Here is a 23718-nt window from a genome sequence, read left to right as displayed (position 1 = left end):
AACTTTAATAATTATGTGCATAGTACAATAGACTATGCTTTATTTAGTATAATATATCTCCATTGTGCGGTCAATTAGTAAAGCGCGGAAAGTTTACACTAGTACTTCTTGCTCAGATAAATTAGAAGCATGTTCAACTACTCTTAATGCTTCACCTTTATTTAGCGGATAATCAGCATGTACAATCTTTACTTTGACAATTTGACCTATCAATGATTCATCACCATCAAATTGTACTTTCATGTAGTTATCTGCATAACCAACCAGTGAACCATGGAAACTACCTTTTTCTTCAGGAATAACTTCCAATACGTCATCTTCAAACTTAGAAGCATATTCTTTAGCTAATTGATCACTTAAAGCAATTAATTTGTGAACACGTTCATTTTTAACATCTTCATCAATCTGATTATCCATACGAGCAGCAGGTGTACCGATTCGTGAAGAATATGGAAATACATGTAATTCAGAAAACTTATGTTTTGCTATAAAATCAAAGGTTTCTTGAAACTCTTCATCAGTTTCTCCAGGAAAACCTACTATAACATCACTTGTCACTGCCAAATCTGGCAACGCTTTATGAAGTTTTGATAGACGTTCTGAAAAATGTTCCATCGTGTATTTACGTCGCATACGTTTAAGCACGCTATCTGAACCTGATTGTAACGGAATATGCAAATGACGGACAACTTTATTAGATTTTTCAATGACATCAATCACTTCATCTGTTAGTTGACTGGCTTCAATTGAAGAAATACGAATTCTTTCTAGACCATCAATCGTTTCTAAATCGCGTAACAGTTGTGCTAGATTATAGTTTTTCAAGTCTTGACCGTAACCACCAGTGTGAATACCAGTGAGCACAATCTCTTTATAACCTGCATTGACAAGCGTTGTGGCTTGTTCAACAACCTTTTTCGGATCTCTAGAACGCATTAAACCTCGAGCCCATGGTATGATGCAAAATGTACAGAAATTATTACAGCCTTCTTGTATTTTTAATGAAGCACGTGTACGATCTGTAAAATACGGTACATCTAATTCCTCATAGGTGCGATTTTTCATAATGTTTCCTACACCATTAATACGTTGGCGCTCTTTTTGAAACTCATCTATATATGATAGTAATTTATGACGGTCTTGCGTACCAACTACAACATCAACGCCTGGAATTTCCATAATTTCTGCTGATGATGTTTGTGCATAACAACCAGTGACGCATATAACTGCATCAGGATTTTTTCTAATAGCACGACGTATGACTTGTCGACTTTTTTTATCTCCAGTATTTGTAACCGTACATGTGTTAATAACATACACATCTGCATTGGTTTCAAAATCTACTCTTTCATAATTTGCTTCTTTAAATAATTGCCAAATTGCTTCTGTTTCATAATGGTTTACTTTACAACCTAATGTATGAAAAGCTACCGTTGACATGTCATTCACCCCAATAATTCATTTTCATAGCTCATTGCACTTAGTGCATACAATGGTGCTGTTTCTGCCCTTAAAATTCTAGGTCCTAAACCTACTGTGTGACTATTATCCTTAAACATCTCGATTTCTGACTCTGTTAACCCACCTTCGGGACCAAATATCATTAAAACGTGATCGTTTGGCTTAAAACATTGTAATAATTGTCTGAAATGGCTTCTTTCATTTTGCTTTGCTTGTTCTTCATATGCAATCAGAATATAGTCATAATGACTTATTTTATCATAAACGGCTTTCAAATTCGACATGTACTTTACTGAAGGTATAGTAAGTCGATAACTTTGCTCGGCAGCTTCTTTGACAATTTTTTGCCATCTATCAATTTTCTTCATAGCTTTTGTTTGATTTAGTTTCACAACCGAGCGCGCCATATCTACTGCCCAAAACTCATTGGCACCTAGCTCTGTAGCTTTTTGAAGCATCCACTCATACTTATCTGCCTTAATGAGCCCACTACAAATTGTTACATACAGAGGTAATTCAGTATGTATGTCTAATTTGACTTTCGGCATTATTTGAATATATTCATCATTAATATCTGTAATTTCACACTCGAATACGCTTTGATTTTGGAATGTAATAATGATATGATCTCCAACACAATTGCGCATAACATTAATAATATGATGACGGTCATTTTTATCTCGAATAAAAAAACGCTGACCGTCATCAGCGTTTTCGTTAATAAAGTATCGTTGCAACTTATTCACTCGCTTTCTGACCAACAAGGCATACCCATCCATTATTTTGTTCAATTGAAATGATATCAAAGCCAACCTGTTTCATGTGTGCTTCTATTTCTAAATGTTTTTCAGTGATAATACCAGACGTTATAAAATAACCATCTTCATTTAATGTATTATAAGCATCTTCTATCATTTCATCAATAATATGAGCTAAAATATTTGCAATGACTACATCGTATTTTTTAGTTTCATCTTTGAGTAAATTACCAGTGTTAGCTTCAATAACAGCATCACAGTGATTCTTTTTAAAGTTCTCTATTGCTACTTTAATTGCCATATCATCAATATCTATCGCTTTGATGTGCCGTACACCTAATAAATGGCATGCAATACTCAAGATTCCAGATCCAGTTCCGACATCAATGACATTTTTGTCAGAGGAAACGTATTTCTCTATAGCGTGTAAGCACATACTTGTCGTTGGGTGATCACCCGTACCAAAAGCCATACCAGGATCTAATTCAATACAGAGTTCCTCGTTACTATCTTTGGTATAGGTTTCCCAACTGGGTACAATTGTAAATCGTTTCGAAGCTCTAAAAGGATGGAAATAGTTTTTCCATTCATTCTCCCAATCTTCTTCAGCCACAGGTTGCGTATTATAAGTAAAAACTGTGGTATCTAATTCGGTTAAATTTAAAATTTCTTTTTTTATTTGTGTTGCTAAAGACTTTGTAAATTTAATTTCGTTAAAATAGGCCTTCAAACGGACGCCAAATTCAGGATAATCTTCAGATTTTAATTCATAAATTTCACCGTATTTATCTGCAGGTGGTTGTATCAAGTCATGAGAATCTTCAATAACAACACCATTTGAACCGAAATTTTCTAAAATGTTAGTGACTAAAGGTTCTACTTCATGGTTAACTACGATTGAGAGCTCTACCCAATTCATTGCTTATTCACCTCTGAAAAATTTACGTGCTTTATCTTTAAAATTAGAATGTTGTTCTTTAATTTCTTCTCCACTAACTTCAGCAAATTCTCGCATTAATTCTTTTTGTTTTTCATTTAATTTTGTTGGTGTTACAACTTTAATATTAACGAATAAGTCGCCATAACCGTAGCCATGAACATTTTTAATACCTTTATCTTTAAGTCTAAATTGTTTACCCGTTTGTGTACCTGAAGGAATAGTTAACATGACATTGCCTTTTAACGTTGGTACTTTTATTTCATCTCCAAGGGCAGCTTGTGGGAAACTAATGTTCAAGTTGTAATAAATGTCGTCGCCATCACGTTCAAATTTCTTAGAAGGACGAACACGGAAAACAACATATAAATCACCGTTAGGGCCACCGTTCTCACCTGGAGAACCTTCACCACCTAAGCGAATTTGTTGTTCGTTGTCAACGCCTTCAGGCACGTTAACTTCTAGTTTAACTACTTTGTTTTCAGTACCTTTACCATGACATGTTGGACATGGTTCTTCAAATTCTTGACCAGTACCTTGACATTTAGGGCAAGTTTGTTCAGTTCTTACACGACCAAGTATAGTATTTTGTTCAACAGAAGTACGGCCTGATCCCTTACAGTAACTACATGTTTTTTTGCTGGTTCCTGGTTTAGCACCTTCACCATTACATGTATGACATTTTACATCTTTTCTAATAGATATCTCTTTTGTTGCACCAAATACTGCTTCTTCAAAATCAATAGTCATTGTATATTGTAAATCATCGCCTTTACGTGGGGCGTTAGGATCTCGTTGTCTAGATCCTCCAAAGAAAGAACTGAAGATATCCTCGAAACCACCGCCGAAGCCACTGAAATCTTGACCACCAAATCCTTGGTTGCCGAAACCTCCTTGAGGACCACTATGGCCAAATTGATCATAATTAGCTCGTTTATTATCATCACTTAAAATTTCATAGGCCTCAGAAATTTCTTTGAATTTTTCATCTGCACCTTCTTCTTTGTTGATATCAGGATGATATTTTTTTGATAATTTTCGGTATGCTTTTTTTATTTCATCTTTTGAGGCATCTTTGCTGACACCTAATACTTCATAGTAATCTCTTTTATTGGCCAATTCATCTCGCTCCTTTTAATTGATAAATTTTTAAGCACTTACTACTGTTTAATGCTGTTTGAGAGGCGAATGTCATTTAAACTAACATGTTAAATAAAAAGTCAAAGCCAATGCTCAATTGACTTTGACTTTTTGGCTGTCAGTTTATATATAGTCTTACTATTTAAAATGGTATATGACTTATTTATAAACGATTAGCTATTATTTTTTATCTTCGTCATCTTTAACTTCTTTAAATTCAGCATCTTCAACAGTGCTATCGTTTTGTTGGTTACCTTCAGCACCTTGAGCTTGTTGCGCTTGTTGTTGTGCTTGTTGATAAACTTTAGCAGATAATTCTTGAACTACTTTTTCAAGTTCTTCTTTTTTAGCTTTAATGTCATCAATGTCTTGACCTTCTAATGCAGATTTAAGAGCATCTTTTTTCTCTTCTGCATTTTTCTTATCATCTTCGCTAATATTGTCGCCTAAGTCTTTAATTGTTTTTTCAACTTGGAATACTAAACTATCAGCTTCATTTCTTAAGTCAACTTCTTCACGACGTTTTTTATCTGCTTCAGCATTTTCTTCAGCATCTTTTACCATACGATCAATTTCTTCATCAGATAAAGAAGAGCTAGATTGGATTGTAATATTTTGTTCTTTATTAGTACCTAAGTCTTTAGCAGTTACGTTAACAATACCATTTTTATCGATATCAAATGTAACTTCGATTTGAGGTATGCCACGTGGAGCTGGTGGAATATCAGTTAATTGGAATCTGCCAAGTGTTTTGTTGTCAGAAGCCATAGGACGTTCACCTTGTAACACATGAATATCAACTGATGGTTGGTTATCAGCAGCAGTTGAATAAACTTGTGATTTAGATGTTGGGATTGTAGTATTACGTTCAATTAACGTATTCATACGACCGCCCATGATTTCGATACCTAATGATAATGGCGTTACATCTAATAATACAACGTCTTTAACATCACCAGTGATAACACCACCTTGAATAGCAGCACCCATCGCTACGACTTCGTCAGGATTTACACCTTTATGTGGTTCTTTACCGATTTCTTTTTTAACTGCTTCTTGTACAGCTGGAATACGTGTTGAGCCACCTACTAAGATAACTTCATCAATTTCTGATGTTGATAAGCCAGCATCTTTTAACGCTTGACGTGTTGGTTCCATAGTACGTTTAATTAATGAATCAGCTAATTCTTCAAATTTAGAACGAGTTAAGCTAATTTCTAAGTGTAATGGACCATTTGCTCCAGCAGAGATGAATGGTAATGAAATTTGGGTTTGTGATACACCTGATAAATCTTTTTTAGCTTTTTCAGCTGCATCTTTAAGACGTTGTAATGCCATTTTATCTTGAGACAAATCGACACCGTTTTCTTTTTTAAATTCAGATACTAAATAATCGATAATGACTTGGTCAAAGTCGTCACCACCAAGTTTATTGTCACCAGCAGTTGAAAGTACTTCGAATACACCGTCACCTAATTCAAGAATAGAAACGTCAAATGTACCGCCACCTAAGTCGAATACTAATACTTTTTGATCTTTTTCAGTTTTATCTAAGCCATAAGCTAATGCTGCAGCTGTAGGTTCATTGATGATACGTTCTACTTCTAAGCCAGCGATTTTACCAGCATCTTTAGTAGCTTGACGTTCACTATCATTGAAGTATGCTGGAACAGTAATTACTGCTTTATCAACTTTTTCTCCTAAATAACTTTCAGCCGTATTTTTTAAGTTTTGTAAAATCATAGCTGAAATTTCTTGAGGTGTGTATGATTTTCCTTCAATATCTACTTTATAATCTGAACCCATGTGACGTTTAATTGATTGAACAGTGTTTGGGTTAGTGATTGCTTGACGTTTTGCAACTTCACCAACTTGTGTTTCACCGTTTTTAAATGCAACAACAGATGGTGTTGTGCGGGCACCTTCAGGATTTTGAATTACTTTAGGCTCGTCACCTTCTAAAATAGCGACACATGAATTTGTTGTACCTAAGTCGATTCCAATTACTTTACTCATAATAAAATTCCTCCAATGTTCGTTTTGTAATATATTTGGTTATTTTCGTCAACGTTTTATTGATTTACTTTAACCATTGATGGTCTTAATACGCGGTCTTTCAATTTGTACCCCTTTTGCAGTTCTTGAGTAATTTCACCAGATTCATAATCTGGATTATCATCTTGAACTACAGCTTGGTGCACATTAGGATCAAATGTTTGACCTTCAGTTTCAATCACTTCAAGACCATTGTCTTTTAAAGCTCTTAATAAGCTTTCATGAACCATTTGAACACCTTTTTGCAGCGATTTAAATGATTCATCATTACCTTCAATTTGTAATGCACGTTCAATGTTGTCAATCGTAGGTAAAATATCGGTTAACACGCTTTGAGCTTTGTATGCACGATTTGTTTCATTTTCTTTTTGAATACGACGTTTATAATTTTCAAACTCTGCATATAATCTCAAATATTTTTCTTCATTATCATTAGCTAATTGTTCTAGCTCGTTAATTTTTTCTTCTTGTGGATCAATTTTTTCAGATTCATTGTTTGCTTCTTCTTGTTGATTCTGTTCTGAACTTTGATCAGCTTGACTTGCTTCATCGTCAGTTTCCGTAGCATTAACAGTGTGATCTGTTTGTTCTACTTCTTCAGCATTATTTTGTTTCACTGATTCTTTTTCTTCTGCCATTTTCTGCCCTCCGAAATAATCCAAATTACTACCAAATTCTACTGAGTAATTGAATTACATTTTGATAATGCATTGCTGTTGGTCCAATAACAGCAATCTGACCTTTGAGCGAATCATCGAAGTGATAGTCACTTGCAATAATTGAAATATCGCTCAGATTTGCGTCAATCTCCTTGCCAATTTTGACATCTACTTGAGAGTTTGCAAAATCATCTAAAAGTTCCATAATTCGATTTGATTCAATATATTGTAGAATAGGTTGAATTGATGAAACATTCGTTTCATTTAACGTATTGATTAGTTTAACCTTTCCACCCATGTAAATGCTATTACTTTGTTTATGAATATGTTGCCTCATCATTGTTATGACTTTAATAATAAAGTTCTTTTCGCTATCTGACTGCGAAAATCGGTTTAACTCGGCCATTAAATTAAAAGTGCGCTGGCGATTAAAATAATCACTAATAAAACTTGAAATTTGAACCAATCGAGCACTAGATAATTTATCTTTAGTTGCAATATGAACATTTTCTACATGACCTGATGAAAAAATCATAATAAGAATAACAAGTAATGGGTTAGCTTGAATCAAATGAACTTTATTTAGTACATCCAGTTTGTGATTTGGACGAATAACCAAAGTTGCGTATTGAGATTCAGTTGACAACTCATTTGCAAAATAACTCAATGCCGATGAAATATCGTAGTGATTTTCAATCAACAATTGATGAAAACGTTGTTCTTTTTTAAACGTTTGATGAGATGTATCTTCTAATAATTGATTAACATAAAATCTAAAACCTTCTTCAGATGGAATACGTCCAGATGAGGTATGTGTCTTCTCAATGAAGTTTAAATCCTCTAAAAATTTCATTTCATTTCTAATGGTTGCTGGACTAACATCAAGATGATGATTTTCAATTAAGGTTTTAGAACCAATTGGTTGTCCAAAATCAACATAATCTTCAACAATCGCATTTAAAATGCTTAATTGTCTATCAGTAATCATGTTTCCACCTCATTAGCACTCTTTTCTTCCAAGTGCTAATTATAATTTATCAAATTGGTCAAAGTAAGTCAATGTTAAAGGCTTGGATTTGTAAAAAAATTTTTAGCTTAATAAAAATGCTTCAAATACCTCATTACCAATGACTTTTCCGCGTTCAGTTAATGCGAGATAGTTACTATTTTGTTTAATTAATTCCTTTTGACTTAAATCATGAATTGTTTGACCAAATACTTGATAAATGGATTGGTCAAATTTTTGTTTGAAACGGATAATATTAACGCCCCTATTCATTCTTAAACCTAAAAACATTTCTTCTTCCATTTGTTCTTTGATTGTAGGTATTGTGGAAGATAATATTGGAGGTTTATCAGCTTGTACTGCTTTGATATAGTGATTTACTGGATTAACATTGGTATATCTTTTGCCATTTACATAGCCACTTGCACCGGCGCCAAAACCATAGTATTCCTCGTTTTTCCAATAGGTCATATTGTGCGTAGAAGCATGACCTTTTTCAGCAAAGTTCGATATTTCATATTGCTGAAACTTTGAGTGATTTAAACGATGCATTAAATACTGATACATATCAGCGCCTAAATCTTCATTTGGTAATTTTAGTTTTCCCTTACGATATAAGTTATAAAATTGAGTTTTTGGTTCTAAAATCAAACCATAACTCGAGATATGATTTATATCCATACTAAGCGCTCGTTCTATACTATCTTTAAAGTCGTCTAAAGTTTGTTGTGGCAGATGATACATTAAGTCTAAACTTATGGAAGAAATGTCCACCTTGTTTGCATAGTCAACAGCTTGATAGATGTCTTGTGTATTATGTGTACGTCCTAAAATTGTTAATAGTTCAGGTTTAAATGTTTGTACGCCCATTGAAATGCGATTTACACCGTAATCTTTTAGTAATTTAACTTTTTGAAAGGTTAATTCATCGGGATTAGCTTCGAACGTATATTCACCTGAAATTGTAAATAACTTATTAATCGCTTTTAATAACTTTTCTAACTGTTTAATATTTAAGGCAGTTGGAGTTCCGCCACCAACATACATTGTTTCAATATTTGGATTAAGTCTTGTATGCATTTCCTTTATTAAAGCATCTAAATAGTCATCAACTGGCTGTTTTGCTATAAAATATTTATTAAAATCACAGTAGGTGCAAATTCTTACGCAAAATGGGATATGGATATAAGCACTATTTATTGTCATTTTGCCACCTTCTCTACTTTATCATAGTAATCAAACGAAATAGAGGCTAAGACAAAAAACATCTATTGCTAAAGCTAATAACGTTATTACTTCAGTTCAATTGAAGACCACGTTAGCGTCGAATGTGGAAACGTTATTTAACTTTAAACGTATGTGTTCTTGTATCTTGACCTCTATTTTCATTATTCATCATCCATTTTTAAGACGGCTAGGAAAGCATCTTGTGGTATTTCAACATTACCCACTGCTTTCATTTTAGCTTTACCTGCTTTTTGTTTTTCTAATAATTTACGCTTACGGCTAATGTCCCCGCCATAACATTTGGATAACACATTTTTACCCATAGATTTAATGTTCGTACGCGCAATAATTTTTTGACCGATTGCAGCTTGTACAGGGACTTCAAATTGCTGTCTAGGGATTAATGTTTTCAACTTTTCAACTAGAGCTTTACCTCGCTCGTAAGCAAAGTCTCGATGGACAATAAAGCTTAATGCATCAACCTTATCACCGTTGAGTAAAATATCCATTTTAACAAGGTTGCTTTCTTTGTTTTCAATGAATTCATAATCGAAAGAAGCGTAGCCTTTTGTATTAGACTTTAATTGGTCAAAGAAATCGAATACTACTTCTGATAATGGTATTTCATACACGATATTAACGCGAATATCGTCTAAATAATCCATATTAATAAATTGTCCACGTTTCCGTTGACACAGCTCCATTACAGCACCTACATAGTCATTTGGTACCATCATCGTGGCTCTTACATAGGGTTCGTATATACTTTCAATACGATCACGTTCAGGCATTTGTGCTGGGTTATCTACAGTCACTTTAGAACCATCTTTCATCAAACATTGATAGATTACTGAAGGTGCAGTGGCAATTAATTCTATGCCAAATTCGCGTTCTATACGTTCTTGAATGATTTCCATATGCAACATACCTAAAAAGCCAGTACGATATCCAAATCCTAATGCTTGAGATGATTCTGGTTCAAACTCTAATGACGCATCATTTAACTGCAATTTTTCTAAAGCTTCACGTAAATCGTTGTAATCTCTATTATCTATTGGGAACAATCCACAATAAACCATAGGATTCATTTTTTTATACCCTTTTAATGGTTGTTCGGCTGGATTATTTGCAAGCGTAATGGTATCACCCACACGAGAATCATCTACGTTTTTAATCGACGCAATGATATAACCGACATCGCCAACTGTTAATTCTTCAATCGGTAATTGTTTAGGTGTGTTAATTCCAACTTCGGTAACTTCAAATTCCTTGCCAGTTGCCATCATTTTAATACGGTCTCCAGCTTTTACAACACCGTCAATCACACGAATAGACGAAATAACTCCGCGGTATGGATCATATTCAGAATCAAAAATAAGTGCTTTTAATGGTGCTTCTGGATCGCCATCTGGTGGTGGTATGACGTCTACAATTTTTTCTAATATATCTTCGATTCCAATGTTTGATTTTGCACTTGCTAAAACAACATCGTCCTTATCTAAACCAATAACATCTTCTAATTCTTGTTTCACACGTTCAGGTTCCGCGGCAGGTAAATCAATTTTATTTACTACTGGCAATAATTCTAAATCATTGTCTAAAGCAAGATAGACATTGGCCAAAGTTTGTGCTTCAATTCCTTGAGCTGCGTCTACAACTAAAATTGCACCTTCGCATGCTGCAAGTGAACGAGAAACTTCATATGTGAAATCGACATGTCCTGGTGTATCAATAAGATGGAAAGTATAAGTCTGTCCATCTTTAGCATCATATTTTAACCGTACAGCATTTAATTTAATTGTGATACCACGTTCTCTTTCTAAATCCATAGAATCTAATAATTGGTCTTGCATATCACGAGATTCAACAGATTTAGTATTTTCTAATATTCTGTCTGCTAACGTAGATTTGCCGTGATCTATATGTGCGATAATAGAGAAATTTCGGATGTTTTCCCTTCTATCATAGCGATTTTGCTTATCCATTATATTAATCCTTCTCACTTTCATAAATTTAACCCTTATATGTATACATCTTTGACATAATAACGTTTTTAACATTCATTTGCAAATATGTCTTTTCAGAAATTGAAATGCTTCAATTTTAAAGGTCATGCAATTGATCGATAAATATATGAGCTCAAGTAATTTTTATCATTTTTATTTATAGTATAATTATAAAGTGTTCTATTACGCATTCCAATATAAATAAGTAAAATATCTGTTTTAATTCCGCAAGGGTCAATTAATGATTGCACAAACATAGTAGTTTTGATAAAATATTTCTTGTTGCAATCAAATATAATTTGATAAGATAACTTCACTTTTAGGAGGTGACAGTAATGCCAAACATCAAATCTGCAGTTAAACGTGTGAAAACAACTCAAACAGCTGAAGAACGTAATATTTCTCAAAAAAATGCGATGCGTACAGCAGTAAAAAATGCTAAAGCAGCTATTGCTTCAAATGCTGACAACAAAGCAGAATTAGTTAATTTTGCAATTAAATTAGTTGATAAATCTGCTCAAAGTAATTTAATCCACTCAAACAAAGCTGATCGAATTAAATCTCAACTCATGAGTGCAAAGTAAATATTAAATTAACAGTCTGGATATCATTTCCAGACTGTTTTTTATTTTTAAATAGAAAGAATAAATAACTCTAGTATAAGTTGTTTATCCATATATGAAGATTTAAGCTTATAGTCAGTTTCAGCACAAGCATTAATAATATCCAAAATATCATTCAATTGATAGTGTCGTATTTGTCCTAATGCTAATTTAACGCGATATGGATGTGCATTCACCGTTTTGGCAATTTGCTGTGCGCTATATCCTTTTTGGCTTAATATTTTACATTGATAATAAAGACGGTAGTTACTAGTAATTAATGCGAGTAATTTAATTGGTTCTTCTTTCATAATAATTAAATCTTTAACTAAATTTATTGCTTTTTGTTTTTGATTCTTTTGAATGTATTCAGTGAGCAAAAAGACATTCTGTTCTAAACTACGATTGATAATTATGCTGACATCCTGTTTATTGATTGTTGGTCTATCCCCTATGAACAACATTAGCTTTTCCAACTCTTGTTGCACAATGTTAAAATTAATTCCTGTCAATTCAATAAATAGATTTAAAGCATCTTGTTTAATGTCTTTATAATTTTCGTGTAATTGTTGCTGAATCCAATTTTTTATATCTTCTTCTGACATTTGTTCAATTTTTTTAATTTGTCCATGCTTTTTAAGCGCTTTTGTTAACTTTTTTCGTTCATCTAATTTGTTTTGGTATACTTCAAAAATAATAAGATTGTCACCATCATATTTATCAATAAATTCTAATAATTTATCAGTGTTTGTTGATAAATCTTTTGGAACTTTTTCTCCTGTAAATACATAAGCATTTTTAACTAAGATAGCCTTTTTTTCTGAAAAGAAAGGTAATGTCAGTGTTTCTTCAATAATAGTCGATATATCATGTTCGTATAAATTAAATTTCACAAAATTAAAATCATCTCTTTCTTGTTGTAGATATGTTTGAATGATTTCTAAGCTTTGTTTTTCCACTAATTCTGGAACATCACCATAGACGGCAATTAAGTTTTGAGGCATGCTTATATCTCCTTATTCATTTATGTAAGGTATCTTATAATTATAGCATTGATATATCTTTTAGCTCTAGTGATTACCATGATTTAATTTTATCGTTAATTTGGAATCAAGTGACACACTGATTTCGCCTTTATCTTGAGTATTAAATAATTTACTGTGTATAGATAATAATTTATGAATAGTTTCTATAGATGGATGATGATATTTGTTATGTTTACCGCTAGAAATAATACTTATTTTAGGTTGAATTTGTTTTAAAAATATCATAGAGCTACTCGTTTTGCTGCCATGATGCCCTACTTTCAAAATATCTATGTGAGGTAAATGGTACTTTTTCATAAGTATTTTTTCATTACGTTGACTAGCGTCGCCCATTAGCAATATCGTTTTGTAATGGTATTTGATTAATAAAACAATAGACTGTTCGTTTTTATCTTGACTGTCATAAATATAACTTCTCAAAAATTGAATTGTTGAATCATCAAAGTGCATAGTGTTGATATGATCAGCATTAATCAGTATTATATTGTATTTTGAACACCATTTTTTTATCACATTTAATTGAGAAATAGGAAAGCTTTTACTATTTATTACTAGTTGTTTGATTCTAATATGCTGCATAAGATAAGTTAATTCACCCATATGATCAACGTGTGGATGTGTAATAATGACTTCATCTAATTTAGATACGCCACGTTTTTTTAATGATGGGATAATATGATATTTGGCAATATTATGTGTAATTGTAGAATGATTTTGTGCTGTTTTTCCCCCTGTATCGATAAGTATATTATGATTTCTTGATGTTTGATACAGCAAGCTATCACCTTGGCCAACGTCAAAGCTAGTTAATGTAGGTACGTGACTATGTGCAGTATAGCTTACAATGATTAAACTTAAAATTATAAGTGCTAAAGACTGAATATACTTTTTGTGAATGAAAATGATGAAACTTAAAATCACTAAGATACTTAAAAACATTATAGTCATATTACTTAATTGTGGAATGTTCCATTGGTAATTATTTAGTTTTAAAAAGAAATATACTAATTGGTCATGTAAAGCAAATAAATAATCGATGATGAAATTTAATAATTTAATATTTATGAAAATGTGAGAGATTAAAAAGAAAAATAGAGTTAAAGGAAAATAAATAAAGGAATATAGAGGTACGAAAATTAAGTTTGTCAAAATGCCAATCCATTGAACTTGGTTAAAATGGTAAATTTGTATAAGTAATGCGCCTAACTGTGCAATATATGTGATTACAAAAAAGGCCTTTAATCTTGACAGATGATGAATTGATGGCTGTGCTAATATAAGAAAAAGCGAAATTAAGAAAGAAAATTGGAATCCGATATCATATAAAAAATCAGGTTGTACGATAAGGAGTAATAAAAAGACGAAAGCTAATATATTTAGGCCTGATAGTGAGGTCCTTTTTGGCTTAAATAGTATAATTATCATAGCAATAATTGATCTTAGTGCACTTGGTGCAAACTGAGTTTCAACAGCAAAAATAACTAAAATGCAGACACAAAGTAATTTAATAGTAATAAGTGGTGTATTCCATCTTACTAGCGATTGGTAAATAATCAATGTGATTACAGCAACATGGGAGCCACTCACAGCTAAAAGATGATATATACCTATGTCCTTAACAGCGTCTTTTATAGTACTGTTTAATTGAGAAGTATCTCCAGTTATTAAGGCGATAATGCGGTATGGATATTTTGTACCTGAATGAACAATCTGATTATTAATAAAATCAATGTGACGTTGAATCAAATTAGGATTTGAATTTATTTTACAGCTTTTAAAATCTATGCTTTTTACTACAAGAAGGGCATTTTGAGATTCTGAATGAGTAAGATTGCCGTTTATTTTGCAAGTGTAATGTTTTAACTTGTGAATATACTTACCTTTATCTTGTTTTTTAATATAGTAAATATAATTATATTCTCGATTATAGACTATAAGATGTCCTTTAATAAAATCGTTATTTTGGACAATGGCTGATGTGACATGAGCAAATGCTGAGATTTGCTCATGATGTTTATTAAAAATCTCCTGCTCTTTGATTGAATTGTTAAGGTTGCTATAGATATTGTAGCTTAATATTGAAATGAAAATTGAAAGCACAAAACAAATAAGTGTTAACCTTTTAATAGCAACAAAATAAAGTAAGCATACAAAAATTAATAGTGAAATATAAAAATTAGAATACCAAAGTGCTCCGGCAAGAAATGCTAATGCAATATAAAACACTTAAATCACGACTGTGTTAAATATTTTGCTACATATTCAGCAGAAAATGGAATCTTTTTGTATGTAATACCAGATTGATCCAATAAACGTATTGCATATTCATGGTTATGATAATCTTGAGCATAATAAATTGTTGTAATACCTGCTTGAATAATTGACTTTGTACAATTTAAGCAAGGAAAATGAGTAACATAAATCGTTGCCCCTTCAGTTGATACCCCTTGTTTCGCACACTGTAATAACGCGTTCATTTCTGCATGAATTGTACGTATACAATGACCATCTTCAATTAAACAGCCTTCATCAATACAGTGAACCTCTCCAGCTACTGAGCCGTTATATCCACCAGCAATAATACGATTATCCTTCACAATCGTTGCTCCTACAGATAAACGTTGACAAGTTGAACGTAATGCTAACAAATGGCTTTGAGCCATAAAGTATTCTTCCCATTTTATCCTTTCCATTTTTTACCTCCGTGATGTACTTTGCTAAGTTCTATGGTTTTAGTATATATGTTGTTTATTATTTTTCAATCTTTTTTAGACTGTAGTCAAGCGTTATCACTCCACGCTTGCTAGTGTGTACCTTGCTCATTTACGCAAAGTAAACTCGCTACGTTACGCTCGTCGCGCACTCGATTGAAAAACGCTTTCTAACAGTCTAAACCTCGTAATTAAGGAAACAAATTGTCATACATAACAGGGGCTGTAGTCAAGCGTTATCACTCCACGTTTGCTAGTGTGTGCCCTAATTATTATAGAAAAATTTAAACAGTAAAGTATTGCTTTAATTTTTCAAATGTTTTTTCACCAATACCTTTTATTTTTTTTAATTCATCAACACTGGTAAATTGGCCGTGCTGTTCTTTGTAATTTAAAATTTCTTTTGCTTTTGAAGGACCGATACCAGGAACTTTTGTAAGTGATGCTTCATTAGCAGTATTTAAATTGATTTGACTTTGCCCTTGAATAGTTTCATTTGAGTTTGTTGGTTGTTGATTGTTATTAGTTGATACATATTGCTCATTTTTGGTCGGTATATAAATCATCTTTTGGTCAACAAGCTTTTCTGACAGATTTATATGTGAAATATCTGCGTTTGATTTTAACTTTGCTTTTTTGATTAAATCATTTACTCTTGCTGTTGACGGCATTTCATAAACATCTGGGTGTTCTACAGCTCCCTTCAAATCGACAAAAACTGTTCTCTTTTGTGAATCTGATGCTTTTCCTTTCTGATCTTTAGACTCTTTTACATTAGAATTTTGTTGTTGATCGTTATCTATCAATGCGGCACCGTCATTATCCATGTTTGCAGAAGGCTGATGCATCTGAAATACAAAATAACCTATCAATAGTATTATGCAAGCTAGCGCAATTAAAAAATAATATTTCCATCTAGTAAATATGTTTATCAACTGTTGCTTCCATTGAAACAAAAAACTCACCTCTCTAAAGATATAAACGATAGAAAGCGTGAGTTTACTTGAATTTGTTATTTAAATTCTTAATATTTACTACTTATGCTATAAAAATTACTTTTGAACGATAAAAAACAATCTGAGTCCGTTATCTGAATGCTCATTCATATTAAAATCAGTAAAAGTTTTGATATGATTGAAACCCGCTTGCTTCAACATTAGTCGATACTGTGTTTCATCGAAAGTTCTTTGATAATGTGATTCGTCAAAGCGTTGATAATTTTTATGATCATTAAGCTTAAAGAAAGTCATTTCATGATAAACACTTAATGGTACTTCTCCACGGAAGGCTTGCCATGCTAGAAAAGTATCATTTTGTTCTTCTATATAATTCTGATTATTAAATAATGTTTCCATTTTGTATGGTGTATGTACATCAAAAATAAATATACCATCATCGGAAAGATGATTGAAAATATTAGCAAAAGTTTGTGTAACATCATTCGTTTCAGGTAAATAATTTAATGAATCACAAAATATTGTTATTAAATCAAATGAAAGATTTAAGTTAAAATCAGTCATATCACCTTCAAGCCATTGAACTTGATTAGATTTTTGTGTTGCAATTGCTAACATGTCCACGCTTAAATCCATACCTGTAACTTCACCAATATTTGTTAGCATTGATGTTAAAGTCCCAGTACCACAACCGATATCAAGTATTTTGGGATTTGAAGGTAAACTTACAGATAGTTGTTGAACAATATCGAACCACAAGTCATATGGTTGGTCTTGAGTAAATAAATCATAAAAATTACTCATGTCTTGATATTGCATCATTTAATATACAGCCTGACCATATGATTCTATTGGCGCATCTTGATATAGTTTCTCAATATTATAATAACTTCTTTCGTCTTTATGGAATATATGAACAACGACATTGACTAAATCTATTAAAATCCAGCGTGCACTTTCATAACCTTCTATGCGTTTCAAGTTAAGACCTTGTTCTTGAGCCATTTCTTTAACAGCTCTTGCAATGGATTGAACTTGTCGTTCATTGTTACCGTGACACACAACAAAATAGTCAGTCATATCACTGATTCCCTTCATATCTAGAGAAACAATATCTTCAGCTTTCTTATTTTCTGTCGCTTTGACAGTCATTGTTAACAATTGTTCTGAGCTCATTTAATCATCCTTTATTCTTTGATCACTATAGTTATAATAGTTTAAACATGCTATCGTTGCACCATACACTGTAATATCTTTGTCAATTAAGAATAATACTGTTCGCTTAGAAATTTCATAAATTGTTTTATCTAAGCTACCTTGATTGTATGCCATATCTCGAATTTCTTCAACTCCTGGGATTTTTCTTCCAGGTTCAATGTAATCTGCAATAAATACTAATTTTTCTGTTTTAGTCATGTGTTGTCGACCTGTAGTATGATAATGAATCGCTGATAATACCTCTTCATCTTCAATACCATATTTGGCTTTCATCAACGCAGCACAAACAGGGCCATGTAGTATCTCACCACCATAACTAAGTAAATCATTATCCAAATCATATTGTCTTACAACTTGATACATGGAACTTAAATCATCATATTTACAGTAGTCATGTAATACACCTGCTAATTCAGCTTTAGCAACATCGCCATCATATATTTCTGCTAATTTCACTGCAGTTTCAGCAACACGTAAAGAATGATCGAAACGTTTTTTAGGTAACTTTTCTTTTGTTAGTTTGACAGCTTTTTTAATTTTCATATAATCCTTCCTCTCTGATATAGCTTTCTACATTTGGTGGAACGAGTACTTGGATGTTTTTATTGTTTTGAACTCGATTACGTATCATGGTAGAACTAATATCTATCCTAGGAATATCTATTGAAATCATTGACGGATTAACTATTTGATGTGACGTATCTCTATTTACGATAACAAATGTAATTATTTCTTTAAGCTGATTGATGTTATGCCATTGTTCAAGTTGATTGTATTGGTCTGTTCCAATGACAAAATAAAATTCTGCATCTTGATTTTTACTAATCAAAGATTGTATCGTATCGAAAGTGTAACTTGTTCCTTTGCGTTCCAGCTCTTCATAGCAAATCTCTCCAAAACCTAATATATCAATAACAAGTTGAATCATTTTTATTCTATGCTTTGTGTTAAGGTGTTGTTTATGATCTTTTAATGGTGACATATAACTAGGTAAAAAATAAAAATGATCTGGTTGGATAAAATGATAAACTTCAGTAGCAACCACCATATGCGCCGTGTGTATCGGGTTGAATTGTCCGCCATATAAAACAATTTTTTTAGTCATTTAAGGTAAATTGATGTGCTTATTTTCTTCTGATTCTTTATATAACACAATCATTGACCCGATTATTTGAACGACTTCGCTTTTAGTTGAGCTAGCTAATTGTATTGCTAAATCATTTTTATCATCAAAGTTATTTTGTAAAATATGAATTTTTACAAGTTCTCTTTTTTCTAATGTATCGCTAATTTGGTTACACATGTTTTCATTTATTCCAGATTTGCCAATTTGAAATGTTGGATCCGTATTATGTGCTAAACTTCTTAAATATCTTTTTTGTTTACCAGTTAACATGAGGATGCTCCTTTTAGTTTATTAATTACTGTTTGCTTCATTGTATTTATGTTTGCAGTTTGGCCAGTCCATATATTAAAACTTGCTGCTCCTTGTAATATAAACATATCTAAGCCATTATATATCGGATTACCATTTTGTTCAGCTTGGTCTAAAAATGGTGTTTTTGCAGGTATATATACAATGTCACTTACTAAAGTTTGTGGTGATAAATTTGAAAGTGATACAACTGATGCTTTACTTTGAGACATACCTACAGGCGTTGTATTAATTATAATATCAAATTGATTTAAATGTCGTTCAGCGGTTTCCAACGAAATTTTATTTACGTCTAAAGTCCATGAATCAAAACGTTTAGCTGTCCGATTGGCTACCGTTATTTTAGGTTCAACGTATTTTATAAGTTCATGGGCAATGCCTTTACTGGCACCTCCAGCACCTAGTATCAATATGTAGGCATGCTCAATATCAGGATAAATATGCTTTAATCCAGTTACATAACCTATACCATCTGTATTGTAGCCAATCCATTTACCTTGTTTTATTGCAATGGTATTCACTGCTCCTATGTTTTTAGCAGTATCATCTATAACATCTAAGTATGGAATGATGGCTTCTTTGTGAGGTATTGTCACGTTAAAACCATCAATTTCCTTTTCGGCTATAATGTCTTTAATATGATGAAAGTGTTCTCTTGGAACATGAATAGCTTCATACGTATGTCTCATATTAAGGGCTTTAAAGTTAGCATTATGCATTAATGGCGATAAAGAATGTGAAATCGGATCTCCGATAACTGCAAATTTCATAAATATCACACCTTATAAAATTGAATTTCTTAACACTACATCGACGTTTTTGGGTACTCTGACAATGACTTTGGCACCTGAATCAATCGTAATAAAACCTAACCCAGATATCATAATGTCTCGTTTTTCTTTTCCTGTTTCTAAGCGCACAGCCTTTATATCTTTCAGATTGAAATTTGAAACATTATTTGGGGGTGTAAGTAAATTACCTAATTGGTTTTTCCATAACTCATTGGCTTTTTCTGTTTTAGTGCGGTGTATATTTAAATCATTTGAAAAGAAGCAAATGAGTGGTCTTTTTCCACCTGAAACATAATCAATTCGAGCGAGTCCCCCTAAAAATAATGTTTGTGATTCATTTAATTGGTATACACGTTGTTTAATTTCTTTTTTGGGTATAATCGTTTTCAATTCTTTTTCAGTAACTAAATGTGTCATTTGATGTTCTTGAATAATGCCAGGTGTATCATACATAAATGATGTTTCATCTAATGGAATATCAATCATATCTAATGTTGTGCCTGGGAACCTAGAAGTTGTAACAACATCCTTTTCACCAACACTTAACTCAATTAATTTATTAATTAGTGTCGATTTACCCACATTTGTCGTACCTACAATATAAACATCATCATGGTCACGGTTTTGATTAATAGCTGTTAATAAGTCTTCAATTCCCCACCCTTTTTCAGCAGAAATTAGCACAACTTCTTCAGCTTCTAAACCATATTTTTTTGCTGAGCGTTTTAACCATTCTTTCACACGACGATGATTAATTTGTTTCGGCAATAAGTCTAATTTATTAGCAACGAGTATGATTTTTTTATTACCTACAATGCGTTTTAAGGCATTAATAAAAGATCCCTCAAAATCAAAAATATCTACAACATTAACAATGATACCCGAGCGATCAGATAGACCATTTAATAAATTTAAAAAATCTTCACTATCCATTCCTACATCTTGTACTTCATTATAGTTTTTCAATCTAAAGCATCGTCGACAAATTACATCTTCGCGAAATAAATTGTGTTCTGGTACATAACCAGGCGCGTTTTTATTTTCGGATTGCAATGGTGCACCGCAACCAATACATTTTAAAGTCTCAGTCAATCAATTTTCCTCCCATGAGATATAGCCCTTATTTTTGAAGTGGTTTAAGAGTCGTCTTTCGATAATTCTATTAAATTTAGTTATAAATCCATCTGTTCGTTTCACTGGAACTACCATGATTGTATACAAACCATTGCGATTGCCACCAAAGACATCAGTCAACATTTGATCGCCGACAACTACAGCTTCTTCGGCTTGTATATTCATATACTTTAATGCCTTTTTAAATGCTTTACCCATTGGTTTACGAGCTTTAAAAATAAAATCAACATCTAAATCTTTTGAAAAACTAGCAACACGTTGCTCATTGTTGTTTGAAACAATAGTGATTGTAATTCCAGCTTCACTTGCTTTTCTAAACCACTCTTTGATTTCTATAGTAGGTGTTTTTACATCCCAGCCTACTAGTGTATTATCTAAATCTGTAATAATACCTTTAACTCCGGATTTTGCAAGTTTATCTATATCAATTTCAAATACCGATTTCACGTATGAATTCGGCATAAAATATTTTTTTATAATACCCATAATTTTCACCTTTAAATTATATTTATATTTGTTTAATTAAACGTTCAACTGTTTTACTAGAAGACACGGCAGCTTGTTCAATAAATTGTTCAAATGTGATATCGGCGTTGCCGTTTGCCAAATCTGAGATTGCTCGTGTGATAATAAATGGTTGTTTAAACTGATGGCATGTTTGTGCTATGGCAGTGGCTTCCATTTCAACTGCTAACGCTTGCGGAAATCTTTCTTTAATCAAAAGGCGTTGGTCTGTGCTTCCGATAAAGCTATCACCACTAACAATAAGTCCAACTTTTGCATTTAAAGACTGTGCTTTTAAAACAACTAACACATTATCAAGTAAATGTTTATCAGCTTCAAAATGGAGTGGCATTTGTGGTACTTGACCATACTGATAGCCAAAAGCTGTTGCATCTACGTCATGATAAATAACGCTGTCACTTACTACGACATCACCTATTGATAAGTCTTCATCTAGAGCGCCTGCTGAACCGGTATTAATTATCATTTCAGGTTTAAATTGTTGAATGAGCAGCGTAGTAGAAATAGCTGCATTGACTTTACCAATGCCACTTCGTGTAAGTACAACATCGACGTCATTTAATTTTCCTTGATAAAATTCAACATGAGCAATCGTATGATATTGTGTATTTATTAATTTTTCTTTTAAAATTGTAATTTCTTCTTCCATAGCACCTATAATGCCAATCATAAATCCACCTCATTTATATTTCTTAGCAAATGTTATTCTATCATATTTTAGCCTTTACCACGATACACAAGAATAAAGTTTATTATAATACATAATAAAAAAGACTCTCTATTAAATAGAGAATCTTTTTTTATTAAGCTCATTGTTAACTATGCCATAGTGCAGCTAAGTCTTGAAGTGAAAAGATAGCTGTTACAATTGTCACAATAACTGCAACTATACCAAATAACAACATCCAAGTTGGGTGTTTATAGTCTCCTACAACCGATTTCTTTTTGCTTGCGATAAGTATGGCACCTAAAGTAATTGGCAAAATCCAACCGTTGATAGCCCCAGCAATAATAAGTAAGCTAACTGGTTTGCCGATAAATAAGAAAATCAGTGTAGATATTACTATAAATGTTATGACAATCAAATTATTTTTATTAAACAGTGATTTATGAAGTGTTTTTAAGAATGTTGCACTTGTATATGCAGAACCGATAACTGATGACATAGCAGCTGCAAAAATGACAACACCGAATATATTTTTACCAATAGGTCCTAGAGCATGTTCAAATACAGAAGCTGGTGGATTGTCTGCGCTTAAAGTCACACCTGTAATAACAACACCTAATACAGCTAGAAATAGCAATGTTCTCATGACGCCTGTTGTTAAAATACCAGCTATTGCAGAACGGTTAACAAATGGTAAATATTCTTTACCCTTCATGCCTGAATCTAAAATTCTATGTGCACCAGCAAAGGTAATATAGCCGCCTACTGTACCGCCAACTAAAGTTATAATTGGTAAAATCAATTTAAGTGGATGTTCAGGCGTAACCATATGTACTACTGCATCGCCATAAGGTGGATTAGATACTACCATAACCCAAGCAACTACAACAATCATAACGACACCAAGTATCATTGATACGACATCCATGATTTTTTGACCACTTCTGCTAACAAAAATTAAAATTGAGAAAACTGCAGTAATTGCGGCACCCCATTTGATATCTAAGCCAAACATTGCATTTAAACCAAGTCCAGCCCCAGCGATATTACCAATGTTGAAGGCTAAACCGCCAAAAGCTATTAATATTGACACGATTGTACCTAAACCAGGTAAAACTTTATTAGACACCTCTTGACCACGTAATCCAGTAACTACTAATACTCGCCAAATATTGATTTGTGCACCTATATCGATGAGAATAGAAATCAATATTGCAAAGGCAAAGCTTGCATAAAACTCTGCTGTGAATACTGCTGTTTGAGTTAAAAAGGCTGGACCTATGGCAGACGTAGCCATTAAGAAAACTGATCCATAAAGTAAGCGCCTGTGACCTTTAGTAAAAGTAAAATCTTTTTCCTTTTTATTTAGTTTTTCTCCCATATA

Annotated in this window: 24 protein-coding genes; 1 reads left to right on the top strand and 23 read right to left on the bottom strand. The window is 32.5% G+C overall.

Annotation, left to right across the window (positions count from 1 at the left end; translation table 11 throughout):
- Positions 1-93: 93 nt before the first annotated feature.
- From mtaB to lepA, 9 genes are all read right to left on the bottom strand, one after another.
- The gene (mtaB, locus tag HMPREF2864_RS01185; RefSeq protein WP_070544801.1) at positions 94-1440 is read right to left on the bottom strand and encodes a tRNA (N(6)-L-threonylcarbamoyladenosine(37)-C(2))-methylthiotransferase MtaB; all 1347 of its coding nucleotides are present in this window, start codon (positions 1438-1440) and stop codon (positions 94-96) included.
- A 5-nt stretch (positions 1441-1445) separates the two neighbouring features.
- A complete protein-coding gene (locus HMPREF2864_RS01180; protein ID WP_037542905.1) occupies positions 1446-2198 on the bottom strand; it encodes a 16S rRNA (uracil(1498)-N(3))-methyltransferase in 753 nt (250 codons plus the stop codon).
- Between the two features lies 1 nt (position 2199).
- Positions 2200-3138, bottom strand: coding sequence for a 50S ribosomal protein L11 methyltransferase (gene prmA / locus HMPREF2864_RS01175; protein ID WP_002458981.1), 939 nt, complete (start codon positions 3136-3138; stop codon positions 2200-2202).
- Between the two features lie 3 nt (positions 3139-3141).
- On the bottom strand, positions 3142-4275 hold the full coding sequence (gene dnaJ, locus HMPREF2864_RS01170; RefSeq protein WP_002478111.1) for a molecular chaperone DnaJ: 1134 nt from the start codon (positions 4273-4275) through the stop codon (positions 3142-3144).
- Positions 4276-4476: 201 nt separating this feature from the next.
- Positions 4477-6312 carry a molecular chaperone DnaK gene (gene dnaK / locus HMPREF2864_RS01165; protein WP_002478110.1) on the bottom strand — a complete coding sequence of 612 codons (1836 nt, stop codon included), beginning with the start codon at positions 6310-6312 and terminating at the stop codon, positions 4477-4479.
- A 56-nt stretch (positions 6313-6368) separates the two neighbouring features.
- A complete protein-coding gene (grpE, locus tag HMPREF2864_RS01160; protein ID WP_002478109.1) occupies positions 6369-6989 on the bottom strand; it encodes a nucleotide exchange factor GrpE in 621 nt (206 codons plus the stop codon).
- 28 nt (positions 6990-7017) lie between these two features.
- A complete protein-coding gene (hrcA, locus tag HMPREF2864_RS01155; RefSeq protein WP_070544800.1) occupies positions 7018-7998 on the bottom strand; it encodes a heat-inducible transcriptional repressor HrcA in 981 nt (326 codons plus the stop codon).
- Positions 7999-8100: 102 nt separating this feature from the next.
- Positions 8101-9222, bottom strand: coding sequence for a radical SAM family heme chaperone HemW (gene hemW / locus HMPREF2864_RS01150; RefSeq protein ID WP_070544799.1), 1122 nt, complete (start codon positions 9220-9222; stop codon positions 8101-8103).
- Between the two features lie 182 nt (positions 9223-9404).
- The gene (gene lepA / locus HMPREF2864_RS01145) at positions 9405-11228 is read right to left on the bottom strand and encodes a translation elongation factor 4 (RefSeq protein ID WP_002478107.1); all 1824 of its coding nucleotides are present in this window, start codon (positions 11226-11228) and stop codon (positions 9405-9407) included.
- Positions 11229-11584: 356 nt separating this feature from the next.
- Between lepA and rpsT the strand changes: the two genes are divergently transcribed.
- Positions 11585-11833 (top strand): 30S ribosomal protein S20, encoded by a 249-nt coding sequence (gene rpsT, locus HMPREF2864_RS01140; protein ID WP_002458974.1) that lies wholly within the window; start codon positions 11585-11587, stop codon positions 11831-11833.
- Positions 11834-11880: 47 nt separating this feature from the next.
- On the opposite strand, the gene holA is transcribed toward rpsT, so the two are convergent.
- From holA to HMPREF2864_RS01070, 14 genes are all read right to left on the bottom strand, one after another.
- Positions 11881-12855: a DNA polymerase III subunit delta gene (gene holA, locus HMPREF2864_RS01135; RefSeq protein ID WP_002458973.1), complete on the bottom strand. Its 975-nt coding sequence runs from the start codon at positions 12853-12855 to the stop codon at positions 11881-11883.
- Positions 12856-12921: 66 nt separating this feature from the next.
- A complete protein-coding gene (locus HMPREF2864_RS01130; RefSeq protein WP_002492921.1) occupies positions 12922-15123 on the bottom strand; it encodes a DNA internalization-related competence protein ComEC/Rec2 in 2202 nt (733 codons plus the stop codon).
- A gap of 5 nt (positions 15124-15128) precedes the next feature.
- On the bottom strand, positions 15129-15590 hold the full coding sequence (locus HMPREF2864_RS01125; RefSeq protein WP_002458970.1) for a ComE operon protein 2: 462 nt from the start codon (positions 15588-15590) through the stop codon (positions 15129-15131).
- A 302-nt stretch (positions 15591-15892) separates the two neighbouring features.
- On the bottom strand, positions 15893-16573 hold the full coding sequence (locus HMPREF2864_RS01120; RefSeq protein WP_002458969.1) for a helix-hairpin-helix domain-containing protein: 681 nt from the start codon (positions 16571-16573) through the stop codon (positions 15893-15895).
- A gap of 87 nt (positions 16574-16660) precedes the next feature.
- Positions 16661-17386, bottom strand: a complete 726-nt coding sequence (locus tag HMPREF2864_RS01115; protein ID WP_002458968.1) for a class I SAM-dependent DNA methyltransferase — start codon at positions 17384-17386, stop codon at positions 16661-16663.
- Positions 17387-17740, bottom strand: coding sequence for a ribosome silencing factor (gene rsfS / locus HMPREF2864_RS01110; RefSeq protein ID WP_002458967.1), 354 nt, complete (start codon positions 17738-17740; stop codon positions 17387-17389).
- Positions 17741-18325, bottom strand: coding sequence for a bis(5'-nucleosyl)-tetraphosphatase (symmetrical) YqeK (yqeK, locus tag HMPREF2864_RS01105; RefSeq protein ID WP_070544771.1), 585 nt, complete (start codon positions 18323-18325; stop codon positions 17741-17743).
- Positions 18315-18887, bottom strand: a complete 573-nt coding sequence (locus HMPREF2864_RS01100; protein ID WP_070544770.1) for a nicotinate-nucleotide adenylyltransferase — start codon at positions 18885-18887, stop codon at positions 18315-18317. Before HMPREF2864_RS01100 ends, yqeK begins: the two co-directional genes overlap by 11 nt.
- Positions 18888-19178, bottom strand: a complete 291-nt coding sequence (gene yhbY, locus HMPREF2864_RS01095) for a ribosome assembly RNA-binding protein YhbY (RefSeq protein WP_002478102.1) — start codon at positions 19176-19178, stop codon at positions 18888-18890. It abuts the gene before it with no gap.
- Positions 19172-19987 carry a shikimate dehydrogenase gene (gene aroE / locus HMPREF2864_RS01090; RefSeq protein WP_002458963.1) on the bottom strand — a complete coding sequence of 272 codons (816 nt, stop codon included), beginning with the start codon at positions 19985-19987 and terminating at the stop codon, positions 19172-19174. Before aroE ends, yhbY begins: the two co-directional genes overlap by 7 nt.
- A gap of 12 nt (positions 19988-19999) precedes the next feature.
- On the bottom strand, positions 20000-21100 hold the full coding sequence (gene yqeH, locus HMPREF2864_RS01085; RefSeq protein WP_070544769.1) for a ribosome biogenesis GTPase YqeH: 1101 nt from the start codon (positions 21098-21100) through the stop codon (positions 20000-20002).
- Positions 21101-21628 carry a YqeG family HAD IIIA-type phosphatase gene (locus HMPREF2864_RS01080; RefSeq protein ID WP_002458961.1) on the bottom strand — a complete coding sequence of 176 codons (528 nt, stop codon included), beginning with the start codon at positions 21626-21628 and terminating at the stop codon, positions 21101-21103.
- A 22-nt stretch (positions 21629-21650) separates the two neighbouring features.
- A complete protein-coding gene (locus tag HMPREF2864_RS01075; protein WP_002458960.1) occupies positions 21651-22337 on the bottom strand; it encodes a 5'-methylthioadenosine/adenosylhomocysteine nucleosidase in 687 nt (228 codons plus the stop codon).
- A gap of 145 nt (positions 22338-22482) precedes the next feature.
- Positions 22483-23715, bottom strand: coding sequence for an NRAMP family divalent metal transporter (locus HMPREF2864_RS01070; protein WP_002458959.1), 1233 nt, complete (start codon positions 23713-23715; stop codon positions 22483-22485).
- Positions 23716-23718 lie beyond the last annotated feature (3 nt).

It is taken from the genome of Staphylococcus sp. HMSC059F04 (assembly GCF_001812565.1).
Classification (GTDB): domain Bacteria; phylum Bacillota; class Bacilli; order Staphylococcales; family Staphylococcaceae; genus Staphylococcus; species Staphylococcus lugdunensis.
The sequence above is the reverse complement of the archived record's forward strand: the minus strand, read 5'-3'. Positions and strand labels throughout refer to the sequence as shown.